Origin of the sequence: Pseudoalteromonas sp. 3D05 (genome assembly GCF_002723455.1) — a bacterium.
In the GTDB taxonomy this organism is placed as follows: domain Bacteria; phylum Pseudomonadota; class Gammaproteobacteria; order Enterobacterales; family Alteromonadaceae; genus Pseudoalteromonas.
Genome location: NZ_PDUS01000010.1, coordinates 46,755 through 61,888 on the forward strand (window position 1 = coordinate 46,755; position 15,134 = coordinate 61,888).

The window sequence follows — 15,134 nt, forward strand, 5'->3', positions numbered from 1 at the left end:
CAATGCCTTGCCTAAATCGCTTTTTATTCCAACTGACACTCGCATCTTGAGATGGCTTGGATATAGTGCTTTATCAGTTTAAAAAAGTGATGCATTCAACCATAAATGTAAAGCGATACTTGCAGCGTAACCTAGTGCAATAACTGGAGCCCACTTTAAATGGCCAAAGAAGGTATAATAACCACGAGCTTGCCCCATTAATGCAACACCCGCAGCTGAGCCTATAGATAATAAACTTCCGCCAACACCCGCAGTTAAAGTTATTAGTAACCACTGCCCGTGAGACATTTCAGGCTGCATAGATAGCACCGCAAACATAACAGGAATATTGTCTATTACAGCTGAAATCACCCCCAAAAAGATGTTTGCAGAAGTCGCTGACCAATTACCATATAGCATCTCAGACATAAGGTTTAAATAACCTAAAAAGCCGAGCCCACCAACACACATTACAATTCCGTAGAAAAACAATAAGGTGTCCCACTCAGCACGTGAAACTTTACTAAATACGTCAAACGGTACAACACTGCCCAGTTTAGCTAAGCGATCATTATCACCAATTTGTTCAGCATGTGCCTTTTTGCGTGCTAATGAACCAGGCAAAGTCATTCTTAAAAAATAACCAAAAAATTGTAAATAACCTAACCCCATCATCATGCCAAGTACTGGCGGTAGGTGTAAAAAACTATGACATGCGACAGCTGTTGCTATGGTTAATAAGAATAGACTTAAAATGCGAAGTGCCCCACGTTTTAGCTCTATTTCTTCGTACTGCGCCGAAGGCTGCTTATCGGCAACATAAAAACTCATAATTGCAGCGGGAACAAGGTAGTTTGCTAATGAAGGGATAAATAACACTAGAAATTCATTAAAATGAACAAGGCCTGCTTGCCAAACCATTAATGTAGTAATATCGCCAAATGGACTAAATGCACCACCAGCATTGGCAGCAATAACGATATTAATACAACTTAAGTTAATAAATGGCTTATCCCCTTGCGCCACTTTCATCACCACCGCACACATCAACAGTGCCGTGGTTAAGTTATCGGCAATCGGCGAAATGAAGAAAGCTAAAAACCCAGTGATCCAAAACAGGTTTTTATAATTGAACCCTTTTTGAATCATCCAAGAACGTAAAGCATCAAACACCCGTCGCTCTTCTAATGCATTAATGTAGGTCATAGCCACTAACAGAAATAACATCAGCTCTGCAAACTCTAACAAATTATGCCTAAATGCAGATTCGGTGATAGCGGGTATATCATTGTTTACATAATATGCGCCAATTAAAATCCAAATAAGACCCGCGGCAACGAGCACTGGCTTTGATTTACGTAAGTGGAGTTTTTCTTCAAGCATGACAACTGCATAAGCAATACAAAATATAAAAATGCACAGCATGCCGATAGTTGAGCTGGTTAGATCTAATTGGCCCTCACTCGCCCACGTTGGGGAGCAAAATAAAAGTAACACTAAGCTAAATAAATTAAAGCCTCGTAGTAAGTTTTTCACACGGTACGTCCTGTTTTAATTTCAAAAACGGTATTTTTATAACGATTTTTATTATTAATTCTTATGAATGGGGGGTTGTTATAAAAAAGTTGCTGTAAGTTACCATGATTTAACATTAAGGCTATTATACTCAAGTCTAAATATTCATTGTTAATAGTTATGTTTGTGATAAAAACTATGAATATTCCCAAACCAACTTATAGCACTTTTAACAACGATGAGAGTAAGTGTCTGTGAAACGCCCAACGGGTTGGTTTAAAAGCGATTTATACTGCGTTATTGATTTTAACAATAGAACCACTATTACTTGCAAACAATGCCTTGCCTAAATCGCTTTTAATTCCAACGACGCTCGCACCTTGAGGTGGTATGGGTATATATGTATGCTCTGATGGTAAATTCAGTAAAAATAACAACATTAAGGTATTGTATGCGATTCGGACCAGGCCTCTTAGTCACTGCCGCTTTTATAGGACCAGGCACAATTACTAGCGCAAGTATTGCAGGCGCAAATTTTGGTTTTACTTTGGCATGGACATTATTATTTTCAGTAATAGTCACCATCTCATTGCAATCAATGGCGGCACGATTAGGGGTAGCAACAGGACAAGACTTAGCACAAGCATTACGTGCTCATATACACACACCTATATTTAAAGTAATCGCAGCTATATTAGTGATCAGTGCCATTGGTGTAGGAAGTGCGGCTTATGAAGCCGGCAACCTAAGCGGTGCAAGTTTAGGTTTAATAGGTATTTTCCCAGAGGTTAACTCACACGTTTGGACACCCTTGATTGCCATTTTTAGTGCTTTGCTTCTTTATAGTGGGAAACATAAAATGGTGGAATCTGCACTTATAATACTCGTCCTTTTGATGAGCTTAGTGTTTATCTCAACATTGATAATTGCAGCCCCCCCAATTGAACACTTACTGAAAGGGTTTATACCGAGTATTCCTGAAGGCTCAATGACCACAGTACTTGCCTTAATAGGGACTACCATTGTCCCTTATAACTTATTTTTGCATTCTGGCATTCTGGCTGCAAAACACGACAAAAACAGCAATACCGACAAAGTCATTAAACAAACCAATCTCGATACAGGTATATCGATTACCTTAGGTGGGGTTATCACGCTAGCCATCTTATCTACAGCGTCGGTTGCATTTTATGGGACCGATGCGGGTAAAATCAGTGCTGCAAATATGGCTTCACAATTAGAGCCATTACTTGGTAATGCTGCGCAGTACTTTTTTGCAGTTGGTTTATTTGCCGCAGGTTTAACTAGCGCAATAACAGCACCATTAGCGGGTGCATATGCCGTGTGTGGTATGCTCGGATGGTCAAATGATATGAAGAGCCGTCAGTTTAAGTGGGTTGCACTGGTTATTTTAGTATTTGGGGCAACAGTTGCTTCTCTTCGCTTAGATCCTATTGCAGTCATCATATTTGCTCAAGCCGCTAATGGCTTGCTTTTACCTATTGTTACTTTTTACCTCGTTTGGCTGGTAAACCAAAAGGCGGTAATGGGAAAATACACCAACTCACTACTTGTTAACCTGCTAACATTACCAATGTTATTGCTTATACTGGGGTTAAGTAGCTACAAACTTATCAACATGATTGTTTAACAATAGTAGATTACTCCCTGAAACGTGCCGCTCTTATTTAGCTTTATGGGCTCATTAGACTTGGCTACACACTACTGGTTATAAATAGTCAGCGCCTTTTATTTAAAGGGCGCTGAGTTAACACTGAAAAAACAGAGCCGCCTACAGCACCTGCTAACAGTTGAGTATAAAATCCCCACCCTCTTGCGCCAGCAATAATATGTATATTCATAATTGATTCTATGACAATGAGGACGGTTGCAAACGCGACTATACCTGCCACTATAAATAATGGAAATCTTAAATTAGTATGTTTTTTCGCAAGCCATTGAGCCACAGTAAACGCTATAGCTAATGCAATGGCAATAATTGCCCCATAAGTAGGTAATAACCCTAACCAATCAGAAAGGGTTAAGCTAACACGATCACTTAAAGCAATTTCAACATCTACATTAACTAATTGATTGACAACGTATTGACTATGAAACAAGCTAGCAAGCGTGAATGTAAGTAACCAGGAAGCTAAAAATGAAGGCAACAAACGAGTTAAAAATGGCATGGTTTTCTCAACTTAAAATAAATCATCTCATTCACATTACCAAAGGCTTAAACACTAAACAATGTATCAGTTTTTTATTGCTCTTTGGCCTCTTTACAAGCTACGTAAACGCAGCTGCTATATTACCCACCAATAAGTACAACATTACAACAATTGCAGATGAGTTAAAGTCTCCTTGGAGTATGGTAAAGCTCCCTGATGGCACGTGGTTAATTACTCAGCGCGACGGCCATGTTGTTGTCGTCAAAGAAGGCCAACAGTCTAATATCAAATTAGACTTACCAGGGCTATATGTTGGCGGACAAGGCGGCTTACTTGATGTAGTGCTAGCACCGGACTTTATACGCTCTAAAGAAATTATATTTACTTATGCTCAAGGTAAACTTGATGCAAACCGCCTAGTTATTGCTAAAGCTATATTTGATGGTATCCAATTTTCAAAGCCAGATATTATTTATAAAGTCGCGACAGATAAAAATACACCGCAACACTACGCTGGCCGTGCACTTGTTTTACCCGATGATACATTATTAATTTCAAGTGGTGACGGCTTTGACTTTCGCGAACAAGCACAAGTCAAAACAAGTCAACTTGGCAAAGTATTACGCATTCATTTAGATGGCACTATACCTAAAGATAACCCGTTCATTAATCATGAAAATCGCCGTGCTCACGCTGTTTTTTCACTTGGCCATAGAAATACACAAGGGCTTATTTACGACTACGACGCTAATCACATCATTAGCCATGAACACGGACCTGCAGGTGGAGATGAACTAAATTACTTAACCGCAGGCACAAATTATGGTTGGCCAGTTATAACCTATGGCAAAGATTACTCACAAGCGCGCATATCTCCTTTTCAAGACTATCCTGGTATGAAAAAACCATTAGTCGACTGGACACCTTCAATTGCGCCTTCAGGTATGGCTTATTATGGCTCAAAACATTCAGCATTCCCGTCATTACACAAGCATGCACTGATCACCACATTAGTCGATAAAAAACTCTACGCCGTTGATTTAACGACAGGCCAGTTTGATCAATCGGCTGTTTTTCCTGAAATTTCTGGGCGTTTGAGAGATGTTTATATCACCCCACAAGGCAACATAGCCATACTTACCGACGGAAAAAGCGCCAACTTATTACTCATAAAACCTGAATAACCTAATTATAAATATACACTGAGGTGATTAAGCAAGTACTGTGTTTTTAAATTCTAATTAACGTAAAAGGTATCGATAAAAGATAACGCCTTGCTTACTTATTTGCTGTTGCGAAAATCCGCATTTCTCTAGTAGTTTTATCGAACCATTATTACTCTGGTCAACGCCTGCGATAAGCGATGACCATGTTTTTATAACCTTTGCTTCAGCGATAAAGCCATTTAATAGTTCACTAGCAAAGCCGACTCCCCACTCCTCTTTGGCAAGTAAGTAACCAATATGCGCACTCTGTTCAGTACCTGTAGAAATAAATAAAAAACCAATTATATGTTCAGGTGCTGTCCTGACGACCAACAAGCGGCTTTGCGAGAGCATGCTTTTCAACCAAACATTAGCTGAATCAACACAATTAACACTTTGAAAATGTGGTGGTAAACTTTCTACGACAGCGGAGGTTAAAATATGGGGTACGCGCTCTAGCAACTCATTGCACTTTAACAATGGTTGGTCGTGATCAATTTCTGTAACAATCAACCTGCTTGTATTAAACTCGATAGCCATACTCATTTCTCTTTTTATAACCAAACTAGCAAAAGATTGTCTATGTTAAAAACCTGAATTGGGTTGTTTCAAAAATTCAATTTCCTCAGCTGTAGAACTTCGCTTTAATATGTTGTTCCGATGCGGATAGCGGCCAAATTTATCAATAATTGCTTTATGTTTATATTCAAAGTCAATATTACTTTGAATACCAAGACGATTAAATAACTTAACGGCTTCTTGATGTATTGCCATTGATTCGCTGTGCATGAATGGCATATACAAAAATACGCAGTGTTGCGCAGAAAGTTGCGTGTCAAACCCTTTTTCAATGGCGCATTGAGCCAATGCAAGTGCCAGTGAATCTGAAGCAAAAGATGTGGGAGTATCGCGGTAAATGTTACGTGAGAACTGATCCAACATAATAATTTCAGCCAAACTACCTAGCTCAGTTTCACGCCAATGTGCCAACTCACACGCAATCGCTTGATTATGTAGTTTACCAAACCGGGATTTAATCATTTGATCAAACTCAGTGTCTTTTTGCCACCATTGTTTAGGCTCAAGTTCAGTAAACCAAAAATCAATAATTTCTTTATACATAATAATGCCTCATACACTAAAGAGCCGAGCCTAAGCTCAGGTTTTATAAATATTGCAATTTGATACTAACTTCGCCACCAACGTGAAAAAGCGAGTACAAGTAAAAAAGTATTGCTTGTTCTGGTTTTATGCATTTACGCTAAACGCTCATACAAACCTGATGCGCGGCTGACTGATTTATTCATCGCCATAAGTAATACTTTTTTATCGGCCACCAGCTCAAAGGTTTTCTTTGCACGGGTGATACCGGTGTAGACCAATTGGCGATTTATACCTGCGGTTGCTTGATTTGCAGGGGGTAAAACCATGGCGGTGTAAGCAAACTCTGAGCCTTGTGATTTATGTATGGTCATTACATACACTTTATCGTGGGCAGGGAGTCGTGCGGGTGAAAATGCACGTTCATTGCCCTGCTCGTCAATAAATACCGCTTTTAGCTGCGCGTTTTCATCATGCAGTAGAATACCAATATCGCCGTTGAACAGTTTTAATTGGTAGTCGTTTTGCGCAATCATAATAGGTAAACCTAGATAATGGCGGTTATTTGCATGGGTTTTGATTAGACCAAGATTATGTAATTGCTTTTCAATGCGCAAGTTTAAGCTGTTTACGCCATAATCACCTTCACGCACGGCGGCGAGTAATTGGTATTGTGTAAACGCATGATGAATATCTGCACTCGGCGCGCCTTGCTTAATGAGCTTTAAATACTCACTGTAATGGCGAGCAGCGCTTTGTACCAGTTTTTCAATTGGCTTAGTGACAATATCGTAATCTAAAACAACGTCGTTAAATTTGCCTGAATAGATTTCCTGCTCAACATAATTGAGCTTACCTGAGTTGTTGGTGTTAACCGCAAAAGCCAGCTCGCCAATACCACTTTTAGCATCAAAGCGATAACTATGTTGTAAAAACGCGATGCAATCGGCCAATGCAAATGGGCTTTGCTGCGATTGTAGTTTTTGCTCGCCATTAAAACACAACTGATTAAGCTCGGTGCAGCGGGTATCAGAATAACTCGGCGTTTGCCCAAGAGATAATCCTTGGCATAAGTCGCTCATTACACTGCCGGTATCTACCGACGCTAATTGGTCTTTATCGCCGAGCAATATTAATCTTGCGCGAGCAGGTAATGCCTCGATTAATTTAGCCATGAGTGATAAATCAACCATAGACGCTTCATCGATGATCAATACATCAACGTGTAATGGGTTGCTGCTGTTATGTTTAAATTTATTGGTAAAGGGTTTAACCCCAAGTAAACGGTGAATCGTTTGCGCAGTTTGCGGTATATGCGGCTCAACATTGTCTGGAATATCTGCTTTTAATTGCTGCTTAGCCCCTAGAATAGATTCACTTAACCGCGCGGCGGCTTTACCCGTTGGGGCCACCAGCTTAATGCTTAGCGGCGCACTTTGGTACAGTGATTGTAATATGGCTAATAGCTTGGTGACCGTGGTGGTTTTCCCTGTGCCTGGGCCGCCGGTGATAACACTAAACCCCTTTGTGGCCGCCATAGCACAGGCTACTTTTTGCCAATCGAGCCCTTCTTTTGGTGCTTTATCTTCAGGGAAATAATCATTGAGTAACTTGGCAAGCGCTGCATTGTCTATTTTAATTTCGCGCTTACTCATGCCTAATAACCGTGAAGCCAGCGTTTGTTCGTACCCTGCAAGGCGTGCAAAGTAGAGCCTAGTGCCAAATAAACACAGTGGTTTTTGCTCACCTACACTTGGGTGCGACTCTAAACAACGAACCGCTTGCTGAATATCAAACTCATCACTAAATGGGCTGATTGTATCGGGTGATGAGCCTTGTGCTTTATTAAAGTCAGACTTTCGTAAGTTAAAAGGATTTTGCCAATTTACATCATCTAAATTTAAACAGCTGTGCTGGCTTTGCCCTGCTAAGCACAGCAACAAAATTAAGTTAAATACATCGCTATTGTCAGCACTGCTCGCTGCATGTTCGGTTAAAAGCTCAGCGAGTTTTACATCAACCACTCGCAGGCGCCCTTCACTTACTAAAAAGTCAATTAACGGCACGGTATCTACTGTATTATCAGCCTCAGCGGCCATTAATGGTAATTCATTTATTGCATCAACTTCACTCATGATGCCTCTCCTTTTTTAACCGCGGGTTGAGTAAATAAGCCATCTAAAATAGCTACTTGCTCTGTGGTGAGTTTATTAAAGAAAATGCCTTTCCCTTCACCCATACCCCGTAAAAAGGTGTAGTAAACGCCGCCTAAGTGTTGCTCTGGGCTATAATTTGCAATGCGCTGTTTTAACAAACGATGAAGCGCCACTGTGTAAATTAAATACTGTAAATGGTATTGATGGCTGCTCATGGCTTGCTCAAGGGAGTCTTGTTCGTAGTCGCTTGGCTTGTTCCCTAAGTAATTCGATTTATAGTCCAAAATATAATATTGGCCTTCAAAGCAAAATATTAAATCAACAAAGCCTTTTAATAACCCTTTAACATCAAAAAACTCAAGGTTACTTTGGTTAAAACCAAAGTGTTTTATAAGTACCGCATTAAGCTGTTTGGCGTTTAAACTCTCAAGGGGTAAATTAAACTCCATTTCCACTAAGCAATCACTCGGCGGCAATACACTTAAACTGAGCCCTTCGTCATTCAGTGGGCATTGCAGGGCGCTGAGTATCCACTGCTCTGCAGTTTCTTGCCAACTGCTATCTATGTGGTATTTTTTTAAGCTTTTTTCTACAACACCCGCGAGATTTTGTTCATCGTTGCTTGGGTGCGTTATGGGGCTGGTGAAATCAATCTGCTCAAAAATTTCATGTAAGCAGCTACCGGGTTTTGCGCCCTTAGGGAAGCTGTATGGCGATTTAACATCTTCTTGCTCTGCGGCAAATTCGTCTTTTTCGTGATCTTCATCACTGCGCCCAGGTTGTATGTGATCAGTATGTTTTTTAAAACTCAAGGCACTAAAGCTGGTGGCACGCCAATCTTTTTCAATGTCTACGGTGACATTATTAACGCTGAGATTGTGACTTGAGCTTTGCGTTGAAGTCAATTGCAAGGTGCCCTGCTCTAGCAACTCATCACTGGTAAATTCAGTGTATTGCATTGCTTTGTTTTCATCACAAAATTCTTTTAAGTGGCTGCGCCATACTTCGCTGCTGGTAATATCAAGCCCTGCGAAGAGTACATGGCCCAACGAGCTGCTTTGTATTGCCAGTCGCTTACTTTGTCCTTGCCCTAGGTTATACATGCCGATGGCGCAAAAATGAATGGCGCGCGTGAGTGCCACGTACAATAAGCGTAAATCTTCTGCTAGGCGTTCTTGCTCGGCTTTTTGCAGGGCATCGTCGGCTTTACTTAAATCGTAAATAAGTTGCCCATCTTTATGATACAAAGCCTCTTTGGTTTCACGGTAGCCACTGGCAAATGGCATAAACACCAGCGGGAACTCAAGCCCTTTTGAAGCGTGCATGGTCACAATACGCACTAGGTTTGCGTCACTTTCAAGGCGAACTTGCACCGCTTCACCATCTTGTTGGCTAACCTTTTGTGCAAACCAACGTAATAGCCTCAATGTGCCCTCAAGCTCAATTTGCTTTTGTTGCAGTATTTCACTTAAATGGCGGTAATCGGTGAGCCAGCGCTCTACGTTATACCCTAAACCCTGCCACTTCGCGCTTAATTGATTGTGGCTCAACAGGTGCTCTAGCATCGCCATGGCACCTTGTTTGTGCCACAGCGCCGTTAAGTAAGCAAAAAAGTTAAGGTGCGATTGCCACTGCTCTTCATCGTCAGCCAGCGCGTAAATCTCGTTATAACTTAAACAAAATAGCGGCCCCGCCAATACACCGCGCAGTAATGATTCATTGTATTGACCATGCAGTGCGGTTAAAAAGTTAAGTAAATGATGGCTAAGCTCTTGGCTAAATACGCTGTCGCGGGATAAATACACACTGGCAATTTTAGCGTCGCTCAGCGATTTTTTAATAATTTGTGCTTCTAATCGGTCGCGTACCAAAATACAAATATCGGCAGCAGTTACCGGTGCCTCACCAATGCAGGCACGGCCCTCTTGTGCTTGGCTTAGCAAAGTGACGACTTTATTTGCAAAGTGGCTTGCTAAATGATGCTGCCCAACCCCTTTGTTGGTGGGTTTTTTACTGTCATCGGCGGCGGTGTCGGCAAATACACAAAACTCAAAAGCCTTGGCAGGTTTACCGTCAATTAAAAATGATTCATCGGTCTTTTTACCTTTGGCTGCAACCGGATTAAATGGAATGGCCTCATTATAAATAAAGCTGTTGTCGTGCTTGGCAAATAGCTTATTAACACTGCTTACTACATCACTGCTTGAGCGAAAATTAGTGCCTAAGGTAAATTGTTGCTCCTGCGCAACTTCATGCTTTGCACCAATATAGGTAAAAATATCAGCCCCCCTAAAGCCATAAATTGCTTGTTTAGGGTCGCCAATCATCGCAAGTGTGGTATTTTCTTGGCCATAAATTTTACTAAAAATACCGTACTGAATGGGGTCGGTATCTTGGAATTCATCAATCATCGCCACGGGGAATAACTGGGCTATTTTTTGCGAAAGTGTATCGCCTTGCTCACTGTTAAGCGCACTGTGTAAATTACTTAATAGATCATCAGGGGTGATCACACTTTGCTCTGTTTTACGTTTAACAATGGCTGTTTTAACCCAGCTTGCAGCATGTTGAGCAATGGCTATGCCAAGCCCTTGGTTAATGGTGCTGCTGAGCTTGGCAAGCTCATCAAACTGAGGCAGTAATTCATGGCTAAATAAAGGCTGATTTTTTTTATAGTTGCCCGGGTCACTTAAGTTATCGCTACTCCAAACTTCAAACGAATACTTACTTGTGCCAAATTTAAAAAATAATTCATCGCCACGGCAAAAATCCTCAAGGGCTTGTAGGCTGCCTTTACGTCCCGGAGTTTTAGAACCACTGAGACCTGACGCTTTAATTGCACCAATAAACTCGCTGTCTAAACACGCTTGTTTAAAAGTGGGTATTTTATCTAAGTACGCTTCACGTGCTCGCCATACATCATCAAGGTTAATCGTCGGTGTAATGAGCGCATTGCCTTTATTTAGTAGGCTCGATACTTGACTAAACAGTGATTCAGGGGCTGGGAATACATCTAAAATAGCGTCGGTTTTTTCTTTATTTAGCGGGTAGACAAAAGTACGCCAAAAATCTTTAATGGTCTCAAGTAAAATTTCGCGCTCATCGAGTATAAATTCTAAGTTAAACGCCACGCCAGATTCAAACGCATGTTGTTTGAGCATGCGCTGACAAAAACCATGAATAGTAAAAATGGCCGCTTCGTCCATCGATTTTGCCGCAGCATCAAGTAAATCAAAGGCGCGGTGTTTATCTTCGATGTGTGCAATGAGCTCGCTTACCAACTCATCTTTGGTTTTAAGCCCGAGTAATGCATCGCGCGCGGCGATTATACGAGCACGTACTCTGTCTTTAATTTCTTGCGTGGCGGCCTCAGTAAAGGTTACAACCAAAATTTGTTCAACACTCAGTGGCTTATTTACCTCACAATGCGGATCATCCGCTATTTGCATACCGAGTAAGTAACGTAAATACAAGCCGGTAATAGTATACGTTTTACCGGTGCCAGCACTGGCCTCAATTAAACTTTGCCCCGTAAGAGGCATGTTGAGCGGGTTAAGCGCTTGCATAATCGCTCTCCTTAGCGTTATCAATTAGTGGCGTAAGAAGTGTATTGCTCCAATGAGTAAATTCTTCTTGGCAATCTAATAGCGATTGCGTAGTTAAACGAATATACGGGTTTTCTCCCTCGCCGCGGCCTATGTATTGCGGGCTAAATTTATTAATCGCTTTATTAATATCGCCCTCAGTTTTTACGTATTCATAACTACTGGCCGGAAAAAACGCCACTGGCGATTGTCTAAGCGCCGCGTATAAACTAAACCATTGGTTTAATTGTTGCTGCGCATACTCAGTATCCATCGGCGCAAAAGCGATTTGTTTATCTAAACCTAAAATTAGGGTTTCCACAGGGTGACCCATCACTTGAGCCGTTAAATGATAAATAAAGCCCTTAATTAGATCTTTCGCTTTAATACTGGCACTTCTGTAAAACACTTGTTTTTGCATGTAAATATGATTGAGCCAGCCTTCAAGTTGGCTGCTTTGCGTTTTGCCATCAGCATCCTCACAGTTGAGTGTTAAAGACACTTCAACAGGTTCATTTTTGCCAGTCGCTATATGGGCTTTCACTTGTCCTGCAAGCGCATCAACCCGGTACTCCATGCTTTCAAAAATCAAATCACCGACATGAGCTTGAGGCAGCTCCCCTCGTTGCAGTATTTGTTCACGACTCAGGGGTCTATCGAAAATGGCCGCTTCAAGTATTTCATCTAAATAAAAATAGCGTTTTAGCGCATCAACACTAAAGGGTTCTTCATCTTTGGCCACATCGTTAAACTCAGGTAAGCGTAGGCCCAACGTTTGCTGATAAAAGCTTTCATGGGGGTTACAAACACTGCGAATAAACACATCAAGGTCGAGACTTTCAGGCATTGCCACATCAAGTTTGCTAAGTGGCTCAGGGGTTATTGCCTCTGCCGGCAACCATACTGGGTTATAGCTGTGCTCATTAACCGCTAATTGCGTTGGTGTTTGCTCGCTTGGCATATAGTAATGGTAATTAAATGGTTGAAGGCGCTGCGCTTTAACTAAACAGTCTGGCAGGGTTCGCTCGCTTTGCTCAGTTAAGGTAAAGCTTCTACCAATGTACTCTAATAACTCACTTACTAGTGTTGATGGCATACGTGGTTGGTTGTCAAAACACGAACGACCAATATAGCTCATATATAAATTATCTCGGGCACTGAGCAGCGCTTCTAAAAATAGATAACGGTCATCAAGTTTTCGTGATCGGTCACCTTTTTGCTTTTTAGAATACGGCACTAAATCAAAACCAATGGGTTGCACAGTACGCGGGTAGTCGGCATCGTTTAGCCCTAGCATACACACTACTTTGAATGGTACGGCGCGCATCGGCATCAAAGTACAAAAATTAACTTGGCCGACTAAAAATCGCTGGCCAACGCCCTTTTCTTGAATGCCTTGTTTGATTAAATAGCTGACAATGCGCTGCGACACCGCTTGAGTATAATCACCATTCTCATGGTGTTTTTTCAGCTCATCGAGCACTTTTTTAAGTACTAAAAGATCCCAGCTGTCATCGCTTTCACTTTCATAAATGGCTTCGAGCAGCTCATCTAAAATATCCGCTTTATTCGTGAGAGTATCATCTGGGCTTAAGCGTTCTTTAAATGTTTGCAGTACGTCAATAAAATGCACCAATTTATTGAGTGTATCGAGTGCCATGCCTTCAACTTCATCGGCGCTGTAAATGCCCGCAAATGGGATTTGCTCATCGCGCTGTGCTATCCCGAGCAATAAACGGTTTAAGCCATGTTGCCAGGTGTTTAAATCTATTGTTGGTAAGTCAAAGCCACTTTTATGCTCGGCGTTAATGCCCCACTTTACCCCTACTCGCTCCAACCAGTATTGAATTTGCTCGTACTCATGAGGCTCTAAACTAAACTTTTCGGCAATTTGTGTTACTTGCAGTAAATCTAAAATGTCAGACACGCCAAAACGCGAAAACGGTAAGTTGGCTAAACTGGCAAACGAGCTAAGTACAGGTTTTTCTTGCTCGATGGCTAAATCGGCTAACGCATACGGAATATGGCGCTTACCGTGAGCACCACCAAATACCGCCTCGATATACGGGCTATAGGTGCCTACATCTGGCATCATCACGATAATGTCTTTTGGTGTAAGAGCTGGGTTTTGATGAAACAAATTAAGTAAATAATCATGCAAGCGCTCAACTTCGCGCAGTGGCGTATAACAATCACTTACAATAATACTGCTGTCAGTCTCGCTAATCGGCAATTTACCTTCGTCATTGATAAACCACTCTTTATCTAGCGTTAATGCTTCACCTTTAAATGCGAGTTGGTATATTTCACTTTGAATTTGACCTAATAGTGAGTCATCAAAACTGTCGGTGAAGCCGTCAATCCAGCGGGCATCTAATTGTACTAGTTGCTCAAAATAATCACGGCCTAATTTACCCCACGATGATAAAAGTGGGTTACCAATAAAGTAATATTCATCATCGGGTTTACTTTGAGTATGCTGAGCGGCATCAAGTAACGGTGTTTTGGCGTATTTGGCGGTAATTTTTGCTGCGGTTTTTTCATCAACCACATCTCCCCAATAATGCTCACTGGGGTTAAAAAAGAATAAAAACACCTGTGTTTTTTTACTTAGTGCATCAAAAATTTCCAATTGAGAGCTGGCTATGGCAGATATACCAAATAGGCTAATGCGTTTTGGCAATAGGCTCTCGTCCATGGTTTTAAGTGCTGCCAGTAATTTGCCTTGCATATTGGCACGATGAAACTGGCTTTGCCCAAGCTCAACACTTAAAGCAACAATGCGTCGCCATAAATCGGGTTGCCAAGAAGAAATACTAATGTCTACGTCATCTAGTGCATCTTTGCCGCTATCCCACGTTGCAATCCAGTGCGGGCGATACATTAAATATTGGTCGTACACGTCGGCTATTTTTTCACAAAGGGCAAAGGTTTTTTGCCCGTCTAAATCACCTTCAAGATACGTTTTAAGGGGTAAATATAACGGCTCATCAATGCAATCAGGTAAAATGGTAAATATTTTCCATGCAAGGTTTGGTTTATTAAATGCTGACTCTTTAGGTACGTTTGGCAATAACTGTTGATAAAGTTGCCAAATAAAACTCGAAGGCAAAGGAAAGTCCACCTGCGCTGCAATACCGAGGTTTTCACTTAAGCCTATTTTTAACCATTGTGACATACCCGGCGATTGCACCAGTACCACTTCTTTTTCAAATGGGCTGGTTAACGGGTCTACAGTTAACAGCTTATGAAACTGAGCTTGCAGGGTTTCCATTCGGTTAGATTGAATAATATTGAGCATTACGACACTGTCCTTGCATGAGATAAAAACAGTGTAAGATATTTTCAATTATAGGGGTAGCCATTAACGGTTAATGGCTTCAATAAATCAGATGCTTAGCTTGATATTTAACCGTAGTAAGC

At 41.3% G+C, this 15,134-nt stretch carries 9 protein-coding genes; 2 read left to right on the plus strand and 7 right to left on the minus strand.

The window, feature by feature from the left end; all coding sequences use genetic code 11:
• Positions 1-78 precede the first annotated feature (78 nt).
• Complete coding sequence (gene nhaD / locus CSC79_RS11515; RefSeq protein ID WP_099296019.1) at positions 79-1,476, minus strand: sodium:proton antiporter NhaD; 1,398 nt, start codon at positions 1,474-1,476, stop codon at positions 79-81.
• A gap of 469 nt (positions 1,477-1,945) precedes the next feature.
• Between nhaD and CSC79_RS11520 the strand changes: the two genes are divergently transcribed.
• Complete coding sequence (locus tag CSC79_RS11520; RefSeq protein WP_099295954.1) at positions 1,946-3,145, plus strand: Nramp family divalent metal transporter; 1,200 nt, start codon at positions 1,946-1,948, stop codon at positions 3,143-3,145.
• 88 nt (positions 3,146-3,233) lie between these two features.
• On the opposite strand, the gene CSC79_RS11525 is transcribed toward CSC79_RS11520, so the two are convergent.
• The gene (locus CSC79_RS11525) at positions 3,234-3,683 is read right to left on the minus strand and encodes a hypothetical protein (RefSeq protein WP_099295955.1); all 450 of its coding nucleotides are present in this window, start codon (positions 3,681-3,683) and stop codon (positions 3,234-3,236) included.
• On the opposite strand from CSC79_RS11525, the gene CSC79_RS11530 reads away from it, so the two are divergent.
• Entirely contained in the window at positions 3,653-4,849 is a 1,197-nt protein-coding gene (locus CSC79_RS11530) for a PQQ-dependent sugar dehydrogenase (RefSeq protein ID WP_099295956.1), read from the plus strand. The genes CSC79_RS11525 and CSC79_RS11530 overlap by 31 nt on opposite strands.
• 57 nt (positions 4,850-4,906) lie before the next feature.
• Here CSC79_RS11530 and CSC79_RS11535 read toward each other — a convergent pair whose 3' ends face one another.
• The 5 genes from CSC79_RS11535 to recC form a co-directional block, all read right to left on the minus strand.
• Positions 4,907-5,410 (minus strand): GNAT family N-acetyltransferase, encoded by a 504-nt coding sequence (locus tag CSC79_RS11535; RefSeq protein WP_099295957.1) that lies wholly within the window; start codon positions 5,408-5,410, stop codon positions 4,907-4,909.
• Between the two features lie 45 nt (positions 5,411-5,455).
• The gene (locus CSC79_RS11540; protein WP_099295958.1) at positions 5,456-5,992 is read right to left on the minus strand and encodes a DUF924 family protein; all 537 of its coding nucleotides are present in this window, start codon (positions 5,990-5,992) and stop codon (positions 5,456-5,458) included.
• Between the two features lie 134 nt (positions 5,993-6,126).
• Positions 6,127-8,106 carry an exodeoxyribonuclease V subunit alpha gene (gene recD, locus CSC79_RS11545; RefSeq protein WP_099295959.1) on the minus strand — a complete coding sequence of 660 codons (1,980 nt, stop codon included), beginning with the start codon at positions 8,104-8,106 and terminating at the stop codon, positions 6,127-6,129.
• On the minus strand, positions 8,103-11,693 hold the full coding sequence (gene recB, locus CSC79_RS11550) for an exodeoxyribonuclease V subunit beta (protein ID WP_099295960.1): 3,591 nt from the start codon (positions 11,691-11,693) through the stop codon (positions 8,103-8,105). The genes recD and recB overlap by 4 nt, the downstream gene beginning before the upstream one ends.
• Positions 11,680-15,012, minus strand: a complete 3,333-nt coding sequence (gene recC / locus CSC79_RS11555) for an exodeoxyribonuclease V subunit gamma (protein WP_099295961.1) — start codon at positions 15,010-15,012, stop codon at positions 11,680-11,682. Before recC ends, recB begins: the two co-directional genes overlap by 14 nt.
• Positions 15,013-15,134: the final 122 nt, after the last annotated feature.

Excerpts from the sequence above, each read along its gene's own strand:
- CSC79_RS11520 (WP_099295954.1), top strand. The coding sequence starts at position 1,946 with ATGCGATTCGGACCAGGCCTCTTAGTCACTGCCGCTTTTATAGGACCA.
- CSC79_RS11530 (WP_099295956.1), top strand. The coding sequence starts at position 3,653 with ATGAAGGCAACAAACGAGTTAAAAATGGCATGGTTTTCTCAACTTAAA.
- CSC79_RS11525 (WP_099295955.1), bottom strand. The coding sequence starts at position 3,683 with ATGCCATTTTTAACTCGTTTGTTGCCTTCATTTTTAGCTTCCTGGTTA.
- CSC79_RS11535 (WP_099295957.1), bottom strand. The coding sequence starts at position 5,410 with ATGGCTATCGAGTTTAATACAAGCAGGTTGATTGTTACAGAAATTGAT.
- CSC79_RS11540 (WP_099295958.1), bottom strand. The coding sequence starts at position 5,992 with ATGTATAAAGAAATTATTGATTTTTGGTTTACTGAACTTGAGCCTAAA.
- recD (WP_099295959.1), bottom strand. The coding sequence starts at position 8,106 with ATGAGTGAAGTTGATGCAATAAATGAATTACCATTAATGGCCGCTGAG.
- recB (WP_099295960.1), bottom strand. The coding sequence starts at position 11,693 with ATGCAAGCGCTTAACCCGCTCAACATGCCTCTTACGGGGCAAAGTTTA.
- recC (WP_099295961.1), bottom strand. The coding sequence starts at position 15,012 with ATGCTCAATATTATTCAATCTAACCGAATGGAAACCCTGCAAGCTCAG.